Source organism: Reyranella sp. CPCC 100927 (assembly GCF_007859315.1).
In the GTDB taxonomy this organism is placed as follows: Bacteria; Pseudomonadota; Alphaproteobacteria; order Reyranellales; family Reyranellaceae; genus Vineibacter.
The window spans coordinates 44009-64360 of sequence record NZ_VOHA01000029.1 but is presented as its reverse complement, the minus strand read 5'-3'; the positions used below and the strand labels follow the sequence as shown (position 1 = coordinate 64360).

21 protein-coding genes and 1 tRNA gene are annotated in these 20352 nt (G+C 65.2%); 11 read left to right on the top strand and 11 right to left on the bottom strand.

Translation table 11 applies throughout. From position 1 onward, the window contains the following. Nucleotides 1-3: 3 nt before the first annotated feature. Nucleotides 4-1281, bottom strand: coding sequence for an alpha/beta fold hydrolase (locus FQU96_RS37735; RefSeq protein ID WP_218575029.1), 1278 nt, complete (start codon nucleotides 1279-1281; stop codon nucleotides 4-6). A 328-nt stretch (nucleotides 1282-1609) separates the two neighbouring features. Between FQU96_RS37735 and phaR the strand changes: the two genes are divergently transcribed. After that, nucleotides 1610-2287 carry a polyhydroxyalkanoate synthesis repressor PhaR gene (phaR, locus tag FQU96_RS37730; protein ID WP_146546583.1) on the top strand — a complete coding sequence of 226 codons (678 nt, stop codon included), beginning with the start codon at nucleotides 1610-1612 and terminating at the stop codon, nucleotides 2285-2287. Nucleotides 2288-2335: 48 nt separating this feature from the next. Next, nucleotides 2336-2542 carry a DUF1289 domain-containing protein gene (locus FQU96_RS37725; protein WP_146546582.1) on the top strand — a complete coding sequence of 69 codons (207 nt, stop codon included), beginning with the start codon at nucleotides 2336-2338 and terminating at the stop codon, nucleotides 2540-2542. Between the two features lie 43 nt (nucleotides 2543-2585). Here the strand turns inward: FQU96_RS37725 and FQU96_RS37720 are convergent, their stop codons facing one another. Next, nucleotides 2586-3395 (bottom strand): enoyl-CoA hydratase/isomerase family protein, encoded by an 810-nt coding sequence (locus FQU96_RS37720; RefSeq protein WP_146546581.1) that lies wholly within the window; start codon nucleotides 3393-3395, stop codon nucleotides 2586-2588. Between the two features lie 79 nt (nucleotides 3396-3474). Beyond that, nucleotides 3475-4344, bottom strand: coding sequence for an NAD(P)-dependent oxidoreductase (locus tag FQU96_RS37715; RefSeq protein ID WP_146546580.1), 870 nt, complete (start codon nucleotides 4342-4344; stop codon nucleotides 3475-3477). Between the two features lie 108 nt (nucleotides 4345-4452). On the opposite strand from FQU96_RS37715, the gene FQU96_RS37710 reads away from it, so the two are divergent. Next, nucleotides 4453-4995, top strand: coding sequence for a TetR/AcrR family transcriptional regulator (locus tag FQU96_RS37710; protein ID WP_146546579.1), 543 nt, complete (start codon nucleotides 4453-4455; stop codon nucleotides 4993-4995). A gap of 95 nt (nucleotides 4996-5090) precedes the next feature. After that, nucleotides 5091-5167 (top strand) — tRNA-Arg (locus tag FQU96_RS37705). An 80-nt stretch (nucleotides 5168-5247) separates the two neighbouring features. Here FQU96_RS37705 and FQU96_RS37700 read toward each other — a convergent pair. Then, complete coding sequence (locus FQU96_RS37700; protein WP_146546578.1) at nucleotides 5248-5484, bottom strand: DUF2934 domain-containing protein; 237 nt, start codon at nucleotides 5482-5484, stop codon at nucleotides 5248-5250. Between the two features lie 217 nt (nucleotides 5485-5701). On the opposite strand from FQU96_RS37700, the gene glgX reads away from it, so the two are divergent. Next, a complete protein-coding gene (gene glgX / locus FQU96_RS37695; RefSeq protein ID WP_146546577.1) occupies nucleotides 5702-7921 on the top strand; it encodes a glycogen debranching protein GlgX in 2220 nt (739 codons plus the stop codon). A 125-nt stretch (nucleotides 7922-8046) separates the two neighbouring features. Then, nucleotides 8047-8421, top strand: a complete 375-nt coding sequence (locus tag FQU96_RS37690) for a response regulator (protein WP_146546576.1) — start codon at nucleotides 8047-8049, stop codon at nucleotides 8419-8421. 17 nt (nucleotides 8422-8438) lie between these two features. Here the strand turns inward: FQU96_RS37690 and FQU96_RS37685 are convergent, their stop codons facing one another. The 4 genes from FQU96_RS37685 to FQU96_RS37670 form a co-directional block, all read right to left on the bottom strand. Then, the gene (locus FQU96_RS37685) at nucleotides 8439-10166 is read right to left on the bottom strand and encodes a cation:proton antiporter (protein WP_146546575.1); all 1728 of its coding nucleotides are present in this window, start codon (nucleotides 10164-10166) and stop codon (nucleotides 8439-8441) included. A gap of 259 nt (nucleotides 10167-10425) precedes the next feature. Next, nucleotides 10426-10758: a hypothetical protein gene (locus FQU96_RS37680; RefSeq protein ID WP_146546574.1), complete on the bottom strand. Its 333-nt coding sequence runs from the start codon at nucleotides 10756-10758 to the stop codon at nucleotides 10426-10428. A 191-nt stretch (nucleotides 10759-10949) separates the two neighbouring features. Further along, complete coding sequence (locus tag FQU96_RS37675; RefSeq protein ID WP_146546573.1) at nucleotides 10950-12377, bottom strand: MFS transporter; 1428 nt, start codon at nucleotides 12375-12377, stop codon at nucleotides 10950-10952. Nucleotides 12378-12387: 10 nt separating this feature from the next. Then, the gene (locus FQU96_RS37670) at nucleotides 12388-13725 is read right to left on the bottom strand and encodes an amidase (RefSeq protein WP_370461640.1); all 1338 of its coding nucleotides are present in this window, start codon (nucleotides 13723-13725) and stop codon (nucleotides 12388-12390) included. Nucleotides 13726-13936: 211 nt separating this feature from the next. Between FQU96_RS37670 and FQU96_RS37665 the strand changes: the two genes are divergently transcribed. Then, a complete protein-coding gene (locus FQU96_RS37665; RefSeq protein ID WP_146546571.1) occupies nucleotides 13937-14791 on the top strand; it encodes a LysR family transcriptional regulator in 855 nt (284 codons plus the stop codon). A gap of 3 nt (nucleotides 14792-14794) precedes the next feature. On the opposite strand, the gene FQU96_RS37660 is transcribed toward FQU96_RS37665, so the two are convergent. Then, nucleotides 14795-15754 (bottom strand): glutathione S-transferase C-terminal domain-containing protein, encoded by a 960-nt coding sequence (locus FQU96_RS37660; protein WP_146546570.1) that lies wholly within the window; start codon nucleotides 15752-15754, stop codon nucleotides 14795-14797. A gap of 101 nt (nucleotides 15755-15855) precedes the next feature. Continuing rightward, the gene (locus FQU96_RS37655) at nucleotides 15856-16815 is read right to left on the bottom strand and encodes a GlxA family transcriptional regulator (RefSeq protein ID WP_146546569.1); all 960 of its coding nucleotides are present in this window, start codon (nucleotides 16813-16815) and stop codon (nucleotides 15856-15858) included. Between the two features lie 100 nt (nucleotides 16816-16915). Between FQU96_RS37655 and FQU96_RS37650 the strand changes: the two genes are divergently transcribed. The 3 genes from FQU96_RS37650 (at nucleotide 16916) to FQU96_RS37640 (ending at nucleotide 19105) form a co-directional block, all read left to right on the top strand. Further along, entirely contained in the window at nucleotides 16916-17743 is an 828-nt protein-coding gene (locus FQU96_RS37650; protein ID WP_146546568.1) for a dienelactone hydrolase family protein, read from the top strand. 22 nt (nucleotides 17744-17765) lie between these two features. Further along, a complete protein-coding gene (locus FQU96_RS37645; RefSeq protein WP_146546567.1) occupies nucleotides 17766-18383 on the top strand; it encodes a glutathione S-transferase family protein in 618 nt (205 codons plus the stop codon). A 110-nt stretch (nucleotides 18384-18493) separates the two neighbouring features. Further along, on the top strand, nucleotides 18494-19105 hold the full coding sequence (locus FQU96_RS37640) for a hypothetical protein (RefSeq protein WP_146546566.1): 612 nt from the start codon (nucleotides 18494-18496) through the stop codon (nucleotides 19103-19105). A 64-nt stretch (nucleotides 19106-19169) separates the two neighbouring features. Here the strand turns inward: FQU96_RS37640 and FQU96_RS37635 are convergent, their stop codons facing one another. Then, the gene (locus FQU96_RS37635; protein WP_146546565.1) at nucleotides 19170-19565 is read right to left on the bottom strand and encodes a PPOX class F420-dependent oxidoreductase; all 396 of its coding nucleotides are present in this window, start codon (nucleotides 19563-19565) and stop codon (nucleotides 19170-19172) included. Between the two features lie 112 nt (nucleotides 19566-19677). Here FQU96_RS37635 and FQU96_RS37630 point away from each other — a divergent pair, with 112 nt between their 5' ends. Next, on the top strand, nucleotides 19678-20313 hold the full coding sequence (locus FQU96_RS37630; protein WP_146546607.1) for a DUF4166 domain-containing protein: 636 nt from the start codon (nucleotides 19678-19680) through the stop codon (nucleotides 20311-20313). Nucleotides 20314-20352: the final 39 nt, after the last annotated feature.

The window sequence follows — 20352 nt, the reverse complement described above, 5'->3', positions numbered from 1 at the left end:
AGGCTACGACCGACGCGCTTGCAGCCAATCGATCACTGGACGCCAGCAGCGCTTGGCGGCACTGCTGCCCACCATCATGCCGATATGGCCCAGCGGTAAATCCAATCGCGTGGCGTTGGGCAGGCCCTTGGGGCCAACCAGCGCCGCGGCCGACAACGGCGGCACGATGCGATCGCTGGCCGGGATCACGACCAGCGCGTCCACAGCGATGTCGCGCGGACGGATCGCGCGGCCGTTGACGACCCATTCGCCGCGCCCCGTCAGGTTGTCGCCGTACCAGCCCAGCAGACAATCGCGTGCCACGCGCTCGGGCAACGGCGCACCGTCGTTGAGCCAGTCCTCCAGCAGCACGAAATCGCGCGCGGCGTCCGACGCCATGTCCAGAGTGGCGAAGCGCAGGAACTTGTTGATCACCAGCCAAGGGTCCAGCGAGTAGAACAGCGTCTGGATGATGTCGGTCGGCAACTCCCCCGCCGTGCGCGCCAGTTCCGCCAGTGCCGGCCCCATCGTCACCAGCATGCCCTGCCCGGTACGGTCGGCATGGAAGTCCCACGGCGTTGCCAGCGCCACCAGGCCCGACACAGCCGCCGGCTGGATCGCGGCGAGCGCCACGGTCAACGTGCCGCCCATGCAGTAGCCGATCACCGGCAGCGGACGCCCATACGTCGCGGCGAGATGCTCGAGCCCGCGCGCCAGCCGCTTGACGCAGCCGGCCGCGTTCATGTCGCGCTCGTCCTCGCCCGGTGTACCCCAATCAACGACGAACGGCCGGAAGCCCTCGGCGGCGAGCGCGCGCACGAAGCTCTTGCCCGGTGCCAGGTCGAGCACCTGCCAGCGGTTCACCAGCGACGGCACCACCAGCACCGGCACCGCATCGGCCGCCACCGACACGCCCTGCGCCGCGCCGACATCGCGCAGGCAGGTTGCCCCCTCGCGCCAGGCCGGCGGCGGATCGTCGAGCACGCGCCGGACGGCATGCTGGCGATAGGCCAGCACGCCGGCGGCCAGCAGATCGAGCCGCCGCACCGTCTCGCGGCGCAGGGCATCGCGGAACGCGGCCGGATCGGCCGCCGCCTCAGGCGGCAGGCTCAGGCGGCTTGGGCTTGGGGGTGCGTCGTCGCGGTCGGGGCCGGGCCTCGAGTTCGGCGACCCGTCGTTCGAGGGCGTCAAGCCGAGCGCGCAGCTGCCCCAGGTCTGCAATGCCGTCAGCAGGTGCAGCGGCAGCGGACGCGGTCCCAGGCGAGGCGCCGGTGGCCCCGGCGGCAGTGGCATGTCGGGCATCAGCGTGTGCCTTCCGCGCGGTCTCGAAAGCAGCGGCCATGCTGGCGTTGGTGGTGGCCAGCAAACGCGCCATGGTCTCGGTGAGCTGGCGATCCGACGACAGGGCCGAAAGCTGGTTCTGCCACAGATCGAGGTAGCGCTTGGCGAGCGCATCGTAGTCGTCGGCCATGGCGGCAGTATAGCCGAGCCTATGCTGCGCAGCATCCGTTCTGCACGTGTCGTATCGCAGTGCACACCCCCACTTGTAGAAGTCCCGTGCGCGCGCTACGTTCGTGTATTGTGCGGCGCACTAGATGCAGCGCCACAAACGAACCGTGCGAGGCATGACATGGCCGCAGCGGAGAGTATTCCGAGCGCGAAACCGGCGCCGGTGGTGATCAAGAAGTACGCCAACCGACGCCTCTACAACACGTCGACCTCGATGTACGTCACGCTCGACCATCTGGCACAGATGGTGAAGGACAAGACGGACTTCGTCGTCTACGACGCCAAGAGTGGCGATGACATCACGCGCTCGGTGCTGACGCAGATCATCTTCGAGGAAGAGAGCAAGGGGCAGAACCTGCTGCCCATCTCGTTCCTGCGCCAGCTGATCGGCTTCTACGGCGACAATTTGCAGGCCCTGGTACCGCAGTACCTGGAAATGTCGATGCAGAGCTTCGCCAAGAACCAGGAACAGATGCGCAAGGCCATGCAGGGCGCCTTCGGCTTCAACCCGTTCGCCCAGATGGAACAGCAGACGCGCCAGAGCATGGCCATGTTCGAGCAGGCCATGAAGATGTTCAACCCGTTCATGGCGGCAGTGCCAGGCATGGGCGCCCAGGGCGCCGCGCCACAGGCCACACCCGACAGCAATGCCACCCCGCCGGTGGCGCCCGTGGCACCGCCGCCGGCCGAGCGCCCACGCGAGGGCGGCGGCGACACGCAGGCGCTCGACGATCTGCGCCGCAAGCTCGAGGAACTGCAGAGCCAGCTCAGCCAGATCTCGACCCGCCGCGAGGGCTGAGCGCTACCACCGCGCGCCGCGAAGGCGCCCGGTACAGCATGACGAGACATGACTGACTCCCCTCCTCGCCCGCAGCGCCGGCCGATCGTGTCGCCCTGCATATCGGTGTGCGTCATCGATCCCCAGAGCGGCCTGTGCCGCGGCTGCAAGCGCACGCTCGACGAGATCGCGCGCTGGGTGATGATGAACGAGGACCAGCGCCTGGCGGTGCTGGACGCGCTGCCGACGCGCCCTGATCCGACTCCAGCGACGTAACCAACCTGGGACCGCGGGCTCAGGCGACCTGCGCTCCCGAGGGTCACCGCCCGCGGAATACCGGTTTGCGCTTGGCGATAAAGGCTTCGACGCCTTCGCGGTGATCGTCGCTGGTCGTGGCCAGCGCGAACTGGTCCATCTCCATCTGGCTCGCCACATCGTCGAGCGCGCCGGCCAGTCGGTTGACGGTCTGTTTGGTCATCTGCACCGGGATCGGCGGCTGCGCACCGATCCGCTCGGCGAACGCCATGGCGCTGGCGAAGGCCTGGCCATCATCGACGACCTTTTCGACCAGGCGCCACTCCAGCGCTTCGGTGGCGGAAATGCGATCCGAGGCCAGGATCACGGCCTGCTTGGTGCGCGCCGGTCCCATCAGCTGCAGCATGCGCGGCACCGAGCCCCAGGTCATGTTCATGCCCAGCTCCAACTCAGGCACGCGGAAGTGCGCGCTGCGGCCGCAGAAGCGGAAGTCGAGCGCCACGGCCAGCGCCACGCCGCCGCCGATGCAATGGCCCTCGATGGCCGCGATCGTGACCTGATCCAACTCGTACCAGGCCTTGGCCAGCCGCGGGCCGTTGCGCAGCGCGACGCGACGCTGGCCCAGCGGCAGCGATCCGCGCGCCTTGCCGGCCGGCTCCTTGAGATCGAAGCCGGCGGAGAAGGCCCGCGCCGTGCCGGTCAGCACCACGACCGAGGTGTCGATATCATCCTCGAACGATCGCGCGGCTTCCGTGAGATCCCGGATCGCCGCCATCGACAGCGCGTTGATATCGTCGCCGCGGTCGAAACGCACCACCGCGATTCGGCCCTGTGGCCCCAGGCCCTTTTCGATGCGCACGGACGGTTCTGGCATGGTTCCCTTCTCGGCGTCTGCACCGGCAGGCTATCGCGGCACGGGATGCATCGCCACTGGCAGTAGCCTAGGAGGCCGATCAGACGCGCCGCAGCACCTTGACGATCGCGCAGGGCTCTTCGGCGCTGAAGCCCGCGTCCACCGCGCGTCGGAATATGCCGGCGGCGAAGCTTGGAAACGCCGCGCCGATTTTCAGATCGTGCGACAGTTCGACAAGCCGGGCGACGTCGGCGCTGACCGTCTTGAGGGTGGCTTCCGGCTTGTCGAAGCGGTCTTCGGCGATGGCGCGCCCCATGTGACGCAAGTCTTGCGCGAACGACGGGGACATCCCCGCCATCATCTCGCCGAACATGCCCACATCGAGCCCCTCGGCCTCACAGATGGCCGCACCGTGGCTGAAGCCGATCCAGTGCGCGGCAAAGTAGGCAAGCGCCGCACCGAACAGTGCTTTGGCATGGCCGATGTTCGCACCCGTGTAGGTGAGGCCGCCCGCCAGCAGCTTCAGCAGCGGTTCGGCCACGGTAAACAGCGCTTCGCTGCCGACGATGAGAATGCCGGCGTCAGGCCCGCCGATCTGGCGCGGCCAAGCCGCGATGGCACCGTCGAGATAGTGGGCGCCGTGCGCAGCCACCCAAGACTCAAGCGCGCGCGCCTGGTGGGGCGTCCCCGACGTCAACTGCACGATCAGTCGGCCGCCGAGCCCCTCGGCCACGCCGTCCCCGCTCAGCACGCCGGTGGTTGCCGCATAGTCGGACAGGCACACCACCAGGACAGGGCTGGCTGCCACGGCGTCGGAAACAGTGGAGGCATGCACAGCCCCTAGATCCACCAGGGGCGCGGCCTTTGCCGGGGTCCGATTCCAGACCACGACCGACTTGCCGGCCGCCAGGAAGGCGCGCGCCAGGGCGCTGCCCATCTCGCCAAGGCCGATCACGGTCACGTCGCTCATGAGATCCTCACTTGATTTCATACCTACAAAATGTAACTTACAGAATGTAGAAATCAAGCCGGGACCGACGCATTGGTGAAACTGCCGAAGGACAGGCGCCGCGAGCAGATGCTCGACGTGGCCATGACGATCGTTCGCGCCGACGGCGCCGACGGGCTGACCTTGGGTACGCTCGCGGCCAAGGCCGGCGTCAGCAGGCCCATTGCCTATGACCACTTTGGGACGCGGGCGGGTCTGCTTCTGGCGCTCTCACAGCGCCTGGAGGACCGCTACGTGCAGGCGCTGCGCGATGCCCTGCGCGCCACGCCGCGCGACCTCCACGCGATCGCGGACGTGATGAGCAGGGCCTATTTCAATTGCCAGACCGATCTCGGCCCCGAAGCCCCGGCCATCTCGGCGGCGCTGAAGGGCAGCGAGGCCATGGCAGCGCAGCAGCGCGCCATGATCGACGACTATGTCGACATCATGCACCGGGCCCTTCAGCCTTTTTCCCCGTTGGGACCTGACGCGTTGAAGCTCACGTGCATCGGGCTGTTGGGTGCGGCGGAAGCGATCGCGCGCGAAAAGCACGACGGCCGCGTCTCGGCGGAGGCCGCCATGGACGCCTTTTCGTCGCTCATTGCTGCGAGCACCGGCGCACCGCCCCGCTGAGGCGCGCGGCGAATGGGCCTCGCCGCCGCTGTTGCCCACCAGAGGCCGATCCAGTATGGTCCGCCGCGTCGGACCACAGGTCCGGTCCAGGTGCGGGACCCGTAGCTCAGCTGGATAGAGCGCTGCCCTCCGAAGGCAGAGGTCGTACGTTCGAATCGTATCGGGTCCGCCACCTCACACCAGTAGTACCGGCATCTTGGCAAGTCATACTGACCATACCTGCGTGTGGCGATTCTTCATGCCCTGACGGCGCTACCGTTTCGCGCGAGACGGGCTCGCGGGGGCTGTTTGGCGCGGCTGCGGCTTGCCGGCGGTAGGATCATCCGGCGAACGCGGTTCATTGGCTTGACCGGAAGGTGTTTCGCCCTGCTTCGCATCAATTTCCCGGTGGGCGCGTTCCCAGTGTTCCTGGTCGCGACCGTCGGGCCGCCCTTCCATTTCCCAGATCTCGTGAGCGCGCTGCCTGATCCTCTCCTCGCGATCCACCATCGACCAACTCCTCGCGTGTGACCTGCTGTTAGGACGTCGTAGCGGAAGCATGGTTCCCCGTTCTCGCGTCAACAGTATTGGCGGCAGAGGGTCGCGCTCCCCAGCCAAGCGCAACCTTCACCATACGCGCGCGTAAGGTTCGAGGCCCATGCTCGGAAGATCGTCTTCCGGCCATTCCTGTCGTCAGGCCGCCTGCCACTTCCAGCCGGGTAGAATCATGAACGTCTCTCCCAGTGCGCCTCAGATCATCGTCATGCGGTCAAGCCTGCGCGAAGGCCTGCCGTTTCCGCTCGGCGCCACGTGGGATGGCCTCGGCGTCAATTTCGCGTTGTTCTCCGCCCATGCCACCAAGGTGGAATTGTGCCTGTTCACCAGCGACGGCAGCACCGAGATCGAGCGCATCGAGCTGCCCGAATATACCGACGAAGTGTGGCACGGGTACGTGCCCACGGCGCGGCCCGGCACGACCTATGGATATCGCGTGCATGGTCCCTACGCACCGGAGGCCGGGCATCGCTTCAATCCCAACAAACTCCTGATTGATCCTTACGCGAAGCAGCTGGTCGGCAGCCTGCAGTGGCGACCGGAACTGTTCGGCTACAATCTCGAGTCCCCTGAGAAGGATCTCTCCTACGATGAGCGGGACAGTGCGTCGTTCGTCCCCAAGTGCCGGGTCATCGACCCTGCCTTTACCTGGGGCGCGGCACGGCAACCCGCCACGCCCTGGGATCGCACGATCATCTACGAGATGCATGTTCGTGGCTATACGATGCGCCATGACCGCATCCCGCAGGAACTGCGCGGTTCGTTCGCAGGGCTCGCCGATCCGCACGTGATCGGATACCTGCGATCGCTGGGCGTGACGGCCATCGAGCTGCTGCCCATCCACGCCTTCGTCGATGACGATCATCTGCTGAAGAAGGGGCTACGGAACTACTGGGGCTACAATTCGATCGGTTTCTTCGCACCCGACCCCCGCTATCTCTCGACCACGTCGGTCAACGAGTTCAAGGAAGCGGTGAACCAGTTCCATGCCGCCGGCATCGAGGTGATCCTCGATGTCGTCTACAACCATACCGCGGAAGGCAACGAGCTCGGCCCGACCCTGTCGCTCAAGGGCATCGACAATGCCACCTACTACCGGCTGCTGCCCGACAAGAAGCGCTACTACATCAATGACACCGGCACCGGCAACACGGTCAACCTCAGCCACTCGCGGGTCCTGCAGATGGTGGCCGACAGCCTGCGTTACTGGGTCACCGAAATGGGTGTCGACGGCTTTCGCTTCGACCTGGCGACCATCCTGGCGCGCGAGCCGCACGGGTTCGATGAAGGTGGCGGCTTCCTCGACAGCTGCCGGCAGGATCCCATCCTGTCACGGGTGAAGCTGATCGCGGAGCCCTGGGATATCGGCCCCGGGGGCTACCAGGTCGGCCATTTTCCACCGGGGTGGGCGGAATGGAACGACAAGTTCCGCGACACGGTACGAGCCTACTGGAAGGGCGATGAAGACGTATTGCCAGACCTCGCCAAGCGACTCACCGGCTCGCAAGACAACTTCAACCGGCGCGGTCGCAAGCCTTGGGCCTCGGTCAACTTCATCACGGCCCACGATGGATTTACGCTGCACGATTGCGTCTCCTACAACGACAAGCACAACGAGGCCAATGGCGAGGACAATCGCGACGGTCACAGCAACAATCACGCCTGGAACCACGGCCACGAAGGACCAACCGACGATCCGGCTATCAGGGCCCTACGCGAACGCACGAAGCGAAACATGCTGGCGACGCTTCTGCTGTCGCAAGGGACGCCGATGCTCCTGGCGGGAGACGAGTTCGGGCGCAGTCAAGGCGGCAACAACAACGCCTACTGCCAGGACAACGACGTCAACTGGGTCGACTGGGAACACATCACGTCGGACGGCAAGGCGTTGATCGATTTCGTGCGCAAGCTGATCGCGCTGCGCAAGGCCTATCCCATTCTTCACCGCGGCCGGTTTCTCATCGGCGAGTACAACCAGGAGCTGGACGTCAAGGACGTGACCTGGATCTCACCAGCCGGCGTCGAGATGGCACCAGAGCAATGGCAGGATGCCAAGGCGCGGTGCCTGGGGCTGGTTCTTGACGGCCGCGCCCAGCCCAGCGGCATCCGGCGTCGCGGCGCAGACACGACACTGCTGCTGATCCTCAACGCCTATCACGATGTCGTCGATTTCACCCTGCCCGCGGTGCCGGAGGGCGACAGCTGGCAATGCCTGATCGATACGAACGTACCGACCGTGATCAAGCAGACACCTCATGTGTTCGGCGCGATCTACCAGGTGACAGGCCGCTCCTGCCTTCTGTTTGCGCTCGAACGGCGCCGCAAGACGACACGCTCCGTGCGCGCCGGCATGGCGGCCATTCTCGACGTTGCGCATCGGCCCACGCGCTGACCCGCGTCAGTGTGATGCACGTCGTCCCATCGGTAAGCGCGAGCTACGCCGCAGCGGTGTCCAACAGCCCGGGAACTGGCCTTTCCGTCTGCCGTTGGATTCTTGAACCGCCAGAGTGTGTCGCCATGTCGAATCTCAGATCGGAAACCAATGCCCCGAGCATTCTGCTCGTCGAGGACGACGGGCTGTTGCGCATGACCATTGCGGACTTTCTCCGCGACAGGGGTTACCCGGTCGTCGAAGCAACGTCCGGCGACGAGGCCATATCAACGCTCGAAACAGTCGGCGATGTCGACGTGGTGTTTTCGGACGTGCATATGCCGGGCAACGTCGATGGTTTTGGCCTCGCGCGATGGGTCAGCAGGCACCGCCCGGAGGTTCCCGTCCTCCTCACCTCAGGCGTGTACACCGAGGACGGCGTTGTTCCGAAGCCTTATGACGTCGCAGACGTCGAGGAACGAATCAAAAGACTGCTGAATACCCAGCCGCTCTCACGATAGAGCCTGTTTGCACCCGCTCACGACGTTGCGGCTGCAGCCTCCGTGGCGGCCCTGTTCGCCCTCGCCCGCTCGGCGGCGAGTTCGCCGACATGTGCGCGCAGTTGAGGGTAACGACCGAGGAACGTCCGAAAGTCACGCCTGTCGAGCGTGAGGAACTTGCAGAAATCGACAGCCGTCACGTCAGCTGATCGCCGTTCGCCGCTGAGCAGCGCCATTTCCCCGAAAAATTCGCCTTGCGCCAGGCGTATCGTGCGGTTGCCGACGTCTACCTGCACGGCGCCTTCCGAGATGAAATATGCCGCGTCCGGCCGGTCACCCTTGCGCAGCACACGATCGCCCGGCGAAGCCATGCGCGGCTGGAACAGCACCAGCAACTCCTCGCGCGCCTGATGATCGAGATGCCCGAAGATCGGGAAGAGATCGACGAGGTTCTTCATCTGCAGGCTGCGTGCCTCTTCACGGGCCTCGGTCCGTTCGCGCAGCATGGTAAGTTGGGTCTGCAGTGCCGCCAGTCGTCGCGCGCCGTAGTTGCGGATGGATTTGACGGCGGCGATTCGCGGACCGAGCATGTCGACGGCGGCAAAGCACACAGGATTGAGCGTGATCGACAGCAGGGCGCCGGCGAGGATCAGGTCGAAGGCTTCCTGCGGCAGCAACCCCGCGCTTTTTCCCAGCCCTGCCAGGATGAAGGAGAATTCGCCGATCTGCGCCAGGCTCGCGGAGACGGTGAGCGCCGTCGCGACCGGGTAGCCCAGCGCGACAACGACCCCCAGGGCAGCGATGGACTTTCCCAGCACGATCACGAGCAACACGGCAATGATCGCGAATGGCTCGCGCACGACGATCGAGGGATCAAACAGCATGCCGACCGATACGAAGAACAGGATGGCAAAAGCATCCTGCAACGGCAGCGAGTTGGCCGCCGCACGATGGCTGAACTCGGACTCGTTGAGCACGACGCCGGCGAAGAATGCGCCCAGCGCGAAGGACACACCGAACAGCTCGGCCGAGCCGTAGGCGATTCCCATGGCGATCGCCAGAACGGACAGAGTGAAGAGTTCGCGGGAGCCGGTACGCGCGACCTGCTTGAGCAGCCAGGGAACCACTTTCGGCCCGAGAACCACCGCGAGGGCAACGAAGGCAGCCACCTTCAGAAGCGTGATGCCCAACGTCAACAGCACACTGCCGCCTGGTGTTGCATGCGGATCCGGGCGACCGCCGAGCAATTCCGAAAGCGCCGGCAGCAAGACCAGTGCGAGCACGGTCACCAGGTCCTCGACAATCAGCCAGCCAACGGCAATGCGTCCGTTCGGGTGATCGAGAGCGTTTCGGTCCTCAAGGGCGCGCAACAGAACGACCGTGCTGGCGACCGACAGACTGAGACCGAACACGAGGCCCGCGCCCAGGCTCCAGCCCCAGACCATGGCGAGCCCAGCACCCAATGCCGTCGCCAGGACAATCTGGCCGATGGCGCCGGGGATCGCGACCCGCCGCACGGCCATCAGGTCCGCCACGGAAAAATGCAACCCGACGCCAAACATCAGCAGGATGACGCCCATCTCCGCCAGTTGCGCCGCGAGCGCGGCATCGGCGACAAAGCCCGGCGTGAAGGGGCCAACGGCGACGCCGGCGACCAGATAGCCTATGAGCGGGGGAAGCCGCAGCCTGCTGGCGGCGAAACCGAATACAAATGCAAGAACGAAGCCCATGGCAACGGTCGCGATCAGCGTGGCTTCATGATGCATCGAACTTCCCGAGGATATGATGAGGCGGAGAACGCGGGCTTGGCGGCCGGCGCGACCAACCATTACCAGCCCATGCAAGTTTCGGGCAACCACCGATGCCTCTGCACGACGATCAGGAAAGTCTCGCGATGCATACCCGTGATGCGGCCGGCATTTTGCGCATACGACAATGCGATCAGGTCATTGCGCGCGATGGCAGCCGTTACCTCGCGGCAAAACGTGGCACCAATTTCAGTATTCTCAGTCGTGGCTTGAGGGGCTATTCGACCATGCTGACCGAACGCCTCGGCACCAATCGAAGGTACGATTCGACCCGCAGGCTCTCGGCCAGTCGGCTGCGCGAATACGTCACCATGCCCTTGATCGCACGCTTGGCCGATTGACGGTCGGTCTCCGTAACGCTGATGGGCATGGCCGCGAGCAGGTCGCGCAAGGTCAGCATGAGCTCGCGTTCGCGCCTCGTGTCAGGTCGATCCGGCGTCAGGTCGAGCCACATCCTGACAGCATGCAAGGCGCCCGCGATCGAGTACAGCCTGGCCGGACCCGGCCCGATGCCCCACGGGGCTGGTGTTACAAATGTGCCGGTGACCATAGGCATCGCTCCTCGCAGGGGAGCACGCCACACGCGGTCGGCCCCTATACCGACAAATTCACTGTGGGCCTCTCCACGACGCGCCACAAGGACAATCGGCACCCTTTCCCCATCCGACGATCAGCGATCGCCAGAACCCCACGGCACGTTCGCACCCCGGCATTACGGGTCGCAGCGCATGCAGACGCTGATCACGCATGATCCCCTTTCGGCAGCCAGAGCGACAGCAGGCCGCCGATCACCAGCAACGTAACATTGCAGGCAAGCGCCACGCTGAAAGCGTGCGCGTGAGCGGCCAGATCGAGCCTCGATCCGAGCACGTTGAAGAAAATGCCGCCGATCACAGCAACCCCGAGTGCGGCGCCGATCTGGAACGTCGAGATCACGATTCCCGAAGCAAGGCCGGCATGACGCGGATCGATACCGCCGATCACCGCCTTGATGACCGACGGCATCACGATGCCGAAACCGATGCCGGCCACGACAAGCCCCGCGTCGATGTACCCCGCACGCGATCCTGCGACAGCCAGGGTCACCGCACCGAAGCCGATGACCTGGATGGCGAATCCGAGCGTGAGCGCGCGCGATCCCAGGCGTTGCATGATGCCGGCCGCGGCGAACGATGCGAGGAAGTATCCAACGCCGAACGGCAGCGTTCGCAGGCCGGCATCCAGCGGCGCCAGGTGCAGGCCCGCCTGGAGATAGACGGAGAAGGTCAGATAGAACGAGGACAGCATGTAGTAGAGCAGCGCCATCGCCACACCGATTGCGAAGCCGCGCTGCCGGAACAGGCCGATGTCCACCAGCGGCGACCCGCCACGCCTGATCAACCGGCGCTCGAACTGGACGAAGGCGATCAGCGCCATCGGGAACGCCACGAGCATCGCGATGATCCAGAATGGCCATCCCATCTCCCGCCCTTCGACCAGGGGATAGACGAGAAGGCCCAGCGTCGCCGACAGCAGGATGACGCCGCCGACATCGAGTTTCTGCGCGTGGTCGGCTTTTGAATCACCGAGAAAGAGCAGGCTGCCGATGAAGGCCGCAAGGCCGATCGGCACGTTCACCAGGAAAATCGCCTGCCATGCGAGGCCGAACGGCTGCGACGACACCAGGACGCCACCCAGAATCTGTCCTGCGATATTGGCCAACCCGAAGGTGGCACCGTAGAGACCGAGTGCCGTCCCTTGTTCGGCCGCCGGAAACAGCACCCGGATCGAGGCCAGCACCTGCGGCGCCATCATGGTCGCGGCCAGCCCCTGCAGGATGCGGCCGGCGATCAGCACATCCGGCGACCACGCCGTTCCGCACAGGACGGAAGCCAGCGTGAAACCGACGACGCCCAGCGTGAACAGGCGCTTGCGGCCGAGCCAGTCGCCGAGCCGCCCGCCGGTGATGAGGAACACGGCGTAGGTCGCGGCATAGGCCGATATGACGAACTGCAGGTCGCTCGATGTCGCCCCGAGATCCTGTCGAATGGCCGGCAGTGCCAGATTGACGACGTTGAAGTCGAGGATAGGCAGGAACGCCCCCGTCAGCAGGACAGGCAGCGCCAGCCATCGTCGCGGATCGCCATCTGCCTGTGCGCCGGCCGGCTTTTCGAGTGTTGTCGTGCTCATGATGCGCCCCTCACCGCAGCGGCTGCTTGCGGTGCCAGTCGGTGGCCTGCTGGTAGGCGTGACCGGCCCGCACGAGCAGGGCTTCATCGAGGTGCCGGCTGACGAGTTGGAACGAGAGCGGCAGTCCTCTCGCCGTGAAGCCGCACGGCAGCGTGAGCGTCGGACTGCCGGACATGTCGAAGGGTGCCGCGAAACGCAGGAACGCGCCAAGCTCGTCCGGCTGCGTGAAGAGCGCGGCTTCCCGCGCTACCGTGAAATCGGCAAGCGGCTGCGTGGGAATGAGCAGCAGGTCGATGTCGCGGAACAGCGCGGCCAAGGCGCCGCCGAAGGCCAGCCGGGCATAGTGGATGTTCATCAGATCGATCGCCGTAACGGTGCGACCATGCTCGATCAGGCCGGCGATCGTGCCGCTGGCGGGCGGGCCATAGTCCGAAGACCGGGCAGGATATGTCGCCGCGTGAACGATGCCGGTCTCGACACCGGCCAGCGATCCCCACGCCGCCGTGACCGCGTCGTGATCCGGAACCCGCACGTCACGAATCACCGCGCCCTGGTCCTCCAGCACACGTCGTGCGTCGCGAAGCGCCCCGACAATGTCGGCGTCGACACCGTCTTCGGCATAGGACAGATCGATCCCGACTCGCAGGCCGCGGACACCCTTGTCCAGATCGGCAAGATAGTCGGGCACCGGCGCGACGAGCGTCGTCGGATCACTCGGATCGTGGCCGGCAATTGCGCCCAGCATGGCACCCGCATCGGCGGCCGACCGTGTCATCGGTCCGATGTGATCGAGGCTGGGCGCCAGCGGGAATACGCCGTGGCGGCTGACGCGGCCCCAGGTCGGCTTCAGCCCGGTGATGCCATTGGCGGCGGCGGGAAAACGGATCGAGCCGCCGGTATCGCTGCCGATCGCACCGAACGCGAGACCGGCGGCGGTCGCCACGCCCGAACCGCTGGACGATGCGCCGGCGTAGTACGCCGCATGCCAGGGATTGCGCGGCACGGCGATGCCAGGGTGGTGCTTGGCGAAGGCACCTTCCGTCAGTTGCAGCTTGCCCAGCAGCACCGCGCCGGCGTCGGCCAGGCGCTTGACGACGGTCGCGTCGAAATCCGGGACGTGGCTGGCATGGATCGGCATGCCGGCGGCCGTGACGATGCCGGCCGTGTTGCAGATGTCTTTGACCGCGATGGGAATGCCATGCAACGGCCCACGATCGCGGCCCTCGGCAAGGTCCTTGTCGGCCCGACGCGCCTGTGTCCGGGCGACCTCCGGCGTTACGGTCGCGTAGGCATGAAGCGTGGGATCGACTTGCGCGATGCGATCCAGCAGCGCGTCGGTCAATTCCACCGAAGACAGTTTCCGCGACCTGATGGCATCGGCCGCTTCAGTCAGGGTTGCATAGTGCCAGCCCGTCATCCGTCCACCTCAGAGGTTTGTCGGCGCGCGCTGTCCTCAGATTTCAGCCGCGCCTCATGTGTCGGCCCCAAACCTAGTGATCCGTTGACAATAACTGAATGTGATGTTTATCTATATCAGAGATAACATTCCAATATGAACAATGACGACCCTCGACGTTGATGCCGTGCAGGCCTTCGTTCTCGTGGCCGAATTTCAGAGCTTCACGCGCGCGGCCGAAGCGCTCGACACCTCCCAGGCCGCGGTCAGTGTCAAACTGAAGCGACTGGAGGAACGACTGGGCGAAAGGCTCATCGAACGCACGCCCCGCCTCGTGCGCCTGTCGTCGCGCGGCGCGGCGTTCCTGGGGCCCGCGCGCGAGTTTGTGGCCGCGCACCAGCGTGCCCTGGCCGGGCTTTCCTCAACGCCGCGCCGCTTCGTTCTCGGCATCACCGATCAGTTCACCAGTACGGAACTTCCCATCCTGCTGGCCCGTCTGCACGCGCATGACCCGGCACTGCTGATCGAGGTCCGGATCGAGTCATCGCGCAGTCTGCTCGACGCCTTCGACCGTGGTGTCCTGGACGCTGCGATCGTGCGACGGGAGAGCGATCGGCACGACGGCGACGTCCTGGCGCAGGAACGCTTCGGCTGGTTCGCAGCGCCCACCTTCGTGCGTCGAGACGGCGATCCGCTACGCTTGGCATCGCTCGCCCAGACGTGCGGCGTTCGCACCATCGCCACCCGCCTGCTGGATGACGCCGGTATCGTCTGGACGGAAGTGTTCGTCGGCGGTGGCATGGCCGCCGTCACGGCGGCGGTGTCGGCTGGACTTGCGGTGGCGGCGATGGCGCGCACCATCGCGCCCGTCGGTGCCGTGGAGGTTGGCGCGCAGCTGGGTCTTCCGTCACTGCCGCCGGCGGCGGTCGTTCTGCACTCCACCGTATCGGACCCGCGCTCCCGCGCCGCCCTGCGCGCCCTGGCCGCCGCCTTTCGCGAGCATCGCGCGTCGCTGTGACGGCTAAGGCGTCGTGCGGAAGTCGATCGCCGGCGCCTCCGGTGTAATGCCCCGCCGGCTTACGACGCCCCAGTCACCGTCGTAGTAGTGGGTGAGGATATGGTCGAACCGCACGGTGTCGGCGACGCCCGGCAGGCCGTAGAGCCGCCGGGTGAGCGCAGCCAGGCCCGGATAATCGACAAGGCGCTTTCGACTGGCGCGGAACAGCGGATTGTAGACACCGTCGAAGCGGACCAGCGGCGTGAAGATCAGAACGTCGGCCAATGTCGGCTGGTCTCCCAGCAGGAACATACGGCCGTCACCCACGAACCGCTCCATCTCGTCGAGGAAGCCGAACAGCGATCCCATCGACAGGTCGTACTCGCCCTGATCCCGGGCTTGCCCAACCGCGTAAACACCCTTGGATAGCTTTTCCGCGATCCGAAGGCTCAATGCGTCGATCTCGGGTTTGCGTGCCGGCGGATCAAGATCAACGCCATGATCGGCGCCGACCGTGTCGAACGCCGCGTTCAGCATCCGCGCGATCTCGATCGACTCGTTGTTGACGATCTGTCGCGTGCCTGTGTCCCAGAGAACGGGAACCGTCACCTTCCCGGTGTAGGTCGCATGCGATGCCCGATAGGCCTCATGCAGGAAGCGAAAACCGTTGCCGGCCCGATCCGGTGTCGACAGGGGCGAGGCGCCGAACGCCCAGCCGTCGGGTGTGTCCCAGATGGGATCCACGATCGATATCGGCACGATGTCCCGCAGTCGTTTCAGCGCATGCACCACCAGCGTGCGGTGTGCGAACGGACAGGCGTAGGAGACATAGAGGTGATAGCGACCGGCTTCGGCCGCAAAGGCTGACGGCCGGTGCGGCATGACCACGTGACGAAAGCGACCGTCGTGGATCGCACGCTGGGCGGCCAGTTCAGGCGGCGGCGCGATATCGCTGCGCCAAACCCCATCGATCATCAGCTTCATCGGACGTACCGTCCTGTGTAACGCCTCGCAGTCCCCTTCATATTGGCGTCATCCGCGCACTATTGAAGCGCGCCTTTGCTTATTTCAGCGATATCCGTTTGCTATGCCGGTGGCTGCCGGACACTCGGCATCACACGCCCGCGCCGCCACTCGGCCGGAGATCGCCGTGCCTCCCGCCGAATCAGGCGCCGCAACGTCGAGGGTTCGGCATAGCCGACCTGGCGGGCAACCGCATCGACGGGCAGGCGCGTCGTCTCCAGCAGCACCTCGGCAGCCTCGATCCGGATCCGCTGGACAAATCGGATCGGCGACAGGCCGCAGACAGCCGCCAGGCGACGCGCAAAGGTGCGCGGGGACAGGCCCACGGCATCCGCCACCGCATCGACCGAAAAGTCCTTGCGGATGTTCTGGCGTACCCACGCTTCAGCCTGCGCGACCGTTTCGTCCTGGCCTGCCAGGAAGGCCAGCGCCATGTAGGGCGCCTGGGAGCGCCGCCGGTCCAGCACGAGATAGCGGGCGCAGGCAGCCGACAGCGCCGGGCTGGCGAACTTGGCGATGATCGACAGCATGAGGTCCATCTGCGCCATGGCCGCCCCGGCCGTCGCCAACGGCCAATCCGGCATCACGATCGCGTCCGGCTCAAGGCGCACGTCGGGATACCGACGCCGAAACAGCGCTGCCAGCCACCAGGTCGTCGTGGCACGCCGCGCCGACAGCAAGCCTGCTTCAGCCAGCACGAAAGTACCGGCGCATGAAGCCGCGATGGACGCGCCCGCCTTGCTCGCGCGGCCGACAAGGTCGATTGCCCGCCGCGCCGGCAACGTGGCGAGGCGTGCGATGACCTCCTGCTCCGAGGTACCGCCCAGTCCCGGTACGATCAGGAGATCGCCGTGCGTGAATTTCACCGGCCCGGCTCGCCGCAACGGCACTGTCTGCACCTGAAACGGCGGGCGACGCCCACCCTGGCGGCTGATGTGGTTCGCCGTCTCGAGGGCGTCGAGCGTGATGGCCAGGCTCGACGCCAAGCCATCCGGAAACGCCAGAACCAGGGTACGTGTCATGTGGCGGATTCACCCTGAATAATGTCGAATTCGACACTAGCCGATACGTACCTGCGCGGGCAAACATGGCCGCCATGCCTGGGAAGAAACGGTGGCACCCATGACAAGTCGGAATCTGAATGAGGACGATCGCCTGGAGGACTTCGAGCACCGGCCGATCACGCTCGAGGGTACGACCAAGGTGGTCCATGTCGCGGGTTCCGGACCGGCGGTCATCGTGATGACCGAGATGCCGGGCATCAGTCCGCACGTCGCACGATTTGCGCGCTGGGTTCGCGATGCGGATTTCACCGTCTACATGCCATCGCTCTTCGGCCGCGACGGCGCCATGCCGGCGGCGGCGGAAGGCGCCGCCGTGTTCCAGCGTGCCTGCGTCAGCGCCGAGTTTCGCGCGCTGGCCGCAAATCAGTCGAGCCCGGTCACCCGGTGGCTGATGGCGCTCGCCCGGCTGGCGCACCAGCAATGCGGCGGCCCGGGCGTCGGCGCCATCGGCATGTGCTTCACCGGCAACTTCGCGCTTACGATGATGCTCGAGCCATCGGTGCTGGCACCTGTCCTCTGCCAGCCGTCGCTGCCGCTCAACGATCCGGCCGGCATCGAGATCGCACCCGAGGACGCCGCGGCCGTGCGTGCCCGCCTCGAACGGGAAGACCTCACGGTGCTGGCGTACAGGTTCGACGGCGACTCGTTCTGTCGGAGCCAGCGCTTCGCCGCCTACGCCGCCGCACTCGGCGAGCGCTTCGTCAGCCGGGTGCTGCCCGACAGCGCCGCCAACCCGGATGTGCCGCCCTTCTTCGCACGTCACGTGACGAGCCCGCACAGCGTCGTGACGGTCCACCTCATCGACACGGCCGGTCAGCCAACGATTGCGGCGCGCGACGAAATCCTGGCATTTTTCACCCGTCGACTGGCGCCATCGCCGGACTAGCCCGCAGACCAGGGAGATCGCCGTGTTCACGTTTTTCTACACGCCCAACACCTGTGCGCTGGCCAGCCACATCGCGCTGATCGACGCCGGTGCCGCGTTCAAAGCTACGCGAATCGATTTCGCCGCCAACGAACAACAATCGCCGGACTACCTGCGCGTCAATCCCAAGGGGCGCGTGCCGGCGTTGGTGACGGACAAGGGGGTACTGACCGAAACGCCGGCGATCCTGGCCTTCATCGCGCAATCGTTCCCCGCTGCAGTGCTGGCGCCGACCGATCCCTTTGCCTTCGCCCAGGCCCAGGCGTTCAACAGCTATCTGTGCTCAACCGTTCATGTCGCGCATGCCCATCGCATGCGCGGTTATCGGTGGGCGGACGACGCGGCTGCGATCGAAGCCATGAAGCGGAAAGTGCCGGAGAGCGTATTCGGGTGCTTCGACCTGATCGAACGTACCATGCTCAAGGGACCATGGGTCCTGGGCGACCAGTACTCGATCTGCGATCCCTATCTCTACACGCTCGCCCGCTGGCTGGAAGCGGATGGCGTCGATGTCACCCGCCTGCCGCGCATCATGGATCACCGCAATCGAATGGCAGCACGTCCGAATGTACGCCAAGCGGTACAGGAGCAGGGCGGCTGATCGCAAGAATTCACACCTGCGCGCAAAAGATGTAGCGACCCGCTCTCCACACTGTTAGATTGAATAACATGCCTCCGAAGAAGGCTGGGTCACTGGGGAAGTAGGGTTTCATGTATCTCAAGGGTTTGGGCATCGCCGCCGGTGTGGCGACGGCGATGTTGTTGGGGTCGTGTGCTACGGTCTTGTCCGGCACAAGCCAGGAATTGACGTTCGTCACTTATCCTGAGGGCGCCCAGTGCGCGGTATCGCGTTCTGGAGACGGCAGCCTGGGTAGTATCACTAAAACGCCAGGCAAGCTGAGGGTGCTGCGGCGCAAGGACCCCCTGACGGTGGTATGTACCGGTGCCGGCTCCGAGCAGACCACCGAAATCATCGAACCGACTTTCAGTGGCGCGACGCTCGGTAACATTCTGATGGGCGGCCTGATCGGCGCCGCCGTCGATGCATCGTCAGGCGCCAACAACTACTATCCGGAGCGGAACATCATCGTGATGGCGCCGCCGCCGTTCCGCACACCGTCGGACCGCGATGCGCACTTCACGCGCATTGCCGAGCAAATCAAGGAACTGGTGACGGCCGATATCAAGGCCGTCAATGACAAGTGCAATCCGCAACAGCGCGAGTTCTGCCAGATCGACATCCGGCGACTGGAAGAGGCGCGCGACCGCGCCCTTGCTGTTGTGGAACAGAAACGCGCCGCGGCGATCGTCAACAACGGATAGGCGGTGCGCCGGCACGACCGGCGAGCGTGCTCGCGCTCGCCGGGATCATGGGGAAAATACCCAGTCAGCCCATGCCGGAGACGGACGTCGGCGTGATCTCACACATTACGCGCACATCGCCGGGCTGGCCGAATTTGTAGGTATCTCCGGTATACTTCCGCGAGAGCTGGTTGATGTGATCCTCGGCGCCGGTCTCGGTCCGGCGCGTGATGGTGCCGCGGATCTGCACGTAGCGATACGGGTTGGCCGGATCGACGATCGACAGCGCCACCGGGTTACCTTCCTGCATGTTCCTGTCCTTGACCCGGCCGCGCGCCGTGTTCACCCGGACCTTGCCGTCAAGCCAATCGAACCAGACCGGCGTGACCTGCGGTGAACCGTCCGCCATGCGCGTTGCCAAATGGGCAAGCGCCTTGGCGGTGGTCAGCAGGTCCTGATATTTTCCGACATCGGCAGGCATGGAGTTCTCCTGATGATCCCCTCGCCTTTGAGGCAAGGGGTGACGTTGTTCCGTTTATACTCTCTGGCTTGACGCGAATGAACACGTTGCCGGAGCATTATCATTGGCCAGTATGAAACCGGACCTGCCTGCTTTCCAGCAGGTGCTGGGTAACGATTGGAACCGCCTCGGCGCGGTGATCCGGCGCCATTATTTTCTGCGCCCATACTCGGACGACCGCATCACCGTGCGCGGCGTCATGCACGAAATCCATCACGCCGCCGTGGCCAAGCTGCTCATCCCTTTCGGCCTGCTGTTCGGTGCCATCGTCCCCTATCGGCGCAAGGATGTTCCCATCGACGTGCACTACAACTGCCGGCCAGACGACGCCTTCATCTACTGGGATCGAGTCTTTCACATCGACGATCGCACCGATTTTCATTTTCGCTCGCACATGGAACACGTGCGAGACAACGAGGTGATCGAGTTCGTGCGCTTCGGCGTCGGCATGCGGCTGATCGTTGGCGCCGAGGACGGGGCTTTGGTGTTCAGGAGCGCCGGCTACATCTGGCGCATCCTGGGATGGCGTCTGCCCATCCCACTCGGCCTGCTGTTCGGCAAGGCCTATGTCGAAGAACGCCCGGTGGACGAGACTCGCTTCACCATGTGCATGGTCATCCGGCACCCCTTGGCCGGTGTGCTGTTTCGCTACGATGCCACTTTTGAGCTGCCGCCTGATGCCGAATTGGCGACTGACAGTCCCCAGTGATGGGATCCATGGCGTATTTATAGCGCACTCTGGCGCGAA

What these genes read in the sequence shown, in the direction of transcription:
- FQU96_RS37720 (WP_146546581.1), bottom strand. Translation starts at nt 3,395, where the DNA reads ATGCCAGAACCGTCCGTGCGCATCGAAAAGGGCCTGGGGCCACAGGGC.
- FQU96_RS37735 (WP_218575029.1), bottom strand. Translation starts at nt 1,281, where the DNA reads ATGCCCGACATGCCACTGCCGCCGGGGCCACCGGCGCCTCGCCTGGGA.
- FQU96_RS37725 (WP_146546582.1), top strand. Translation starts at nt 2,336, where the DNA reads ATGACTGACTCCCCTCCTCGCCCGCAGCGCCGGCCGATCGTGTCGCCC.
- FQU96_RS37675 (WP_146546573.1), bottom strand. Translation starts at nt 12,377, where the DNA reads ATGAGCACGACAACACTCGAAAAGCCGGCCGGCGCACAGGCAGATGGC.
- FQU96_RS37630 (WP_146546607.1), top strand. Translation starts at nt 19,678, where the DNA reads ATGAAACCGGACCTGCCTGCTTTCCAGCAGGTGCTGGGTAACGATTGG.
- FQU96_RS37635 (WP_146546565.1), bottom strand. Translation starts at nt 19,565, where the DNA reads ATGCCTGCCGATGTCGGAAAATATCAGGACCTGCTGACCACCGCCAAG.
- FQU96_RS37650 (WP_146546568.1), top strand. Translation starts at nt 16,916, where the DNA reads ATGACAAGTCGGAATCTGAATGAGGACGATCGCCTGGAGGACTTCGAG.
- FQU96_RS37665 (WP_146546571.1), top strand. Translation starts at nt 13,937, where the DNA reads ATGACGACCCTCGACGTTGATGCCGTGCAGGCCTTCGTTCTCGTGGCC.
- FQU96_RS37710 (WP_146546579.1), top strand. Translation starts at nt 4,453, where the DNA reads ATGCTCGACGTGGCCATGACGATCGTTCGCGCCGACGGCGCCGACGGG.
- FQU96_RS37660 (WP_146546570.1), bottom strand. Translation starts at nt 15,754, where the DNA reads ATGAAGCTGATGATCGATGGGGTTTGGCGCAGCGATATCGCGCCGCCG.
- FQU96_RS37680 (WP_146546574.1), bottom strand. Translation starts at nt 10,758, where the DNA reads ATGGTCACCGGCACATTTGTAACACCAGCCCCGTGGGGCATCGGGCCG.
- FQU96_RS37640 (WP_146546566.1), top strand. Translation starts at nt 18,494, where the DNA reads ATGTATCTCAAGGGTTTGGGCATCGCCGCCGGTGTGGCGACGGCGATG.
- FQU96_RS37685 (WP_146546575.1), bottom strand. Translation starts at nt 10,166, where the DNA reads ATGCATCATGAAGCCACGCTGATCGCGACCGTTGCCATGGGCTTCGTT.
- FQU96_RS37715 (WP_146546580.1), bottom strand. Translation starts at nt 4,344, where the DNA reads ATGAGCGACGTGACCGTGATCGGCCTTGGCGAGATGGGCAGCGCCCTG.
- glgX (WP_146546577.1), top strand. Translation starts at nt 5,702, where the DNA reads ATGAACGTCTCTCCCAGTGCGCCTCAGATCATCGTCATGCGGTCAAGC.
- FQU96_RS37655 (WP_146546569.1), bottom strand. Translation starts at nt 16,815, where the DNA reads ATGACACGTACCCTGGTTCTGGCGTTTCCGGATGGCTTGGCGTCGAGC.
- FQU96_RS37690 (WP_146546576.1), top strand. Translation starts at nt 8,047, where the DNA reads ATGTCGAATCTCAGATCGGAAACCAATGCCCCGAGCATTCTGCTCGTC.
- FQU96_RS37700 (WP_146546578.1), bottom strand. Translation starts at nt 5,484, where the DNA reads ATGGTGGATCGCGAGGAGAGGATCAGGCAGCGCGCTCACGAGATCTGG.
- phaR (WP_146546583.1), top strand. Translation starts at nt 1,610, where the DNA reads ATGGCCGCAGCGGAGAGTATTCCGAGCGCGAAACCGGCGCCGGTGGTG.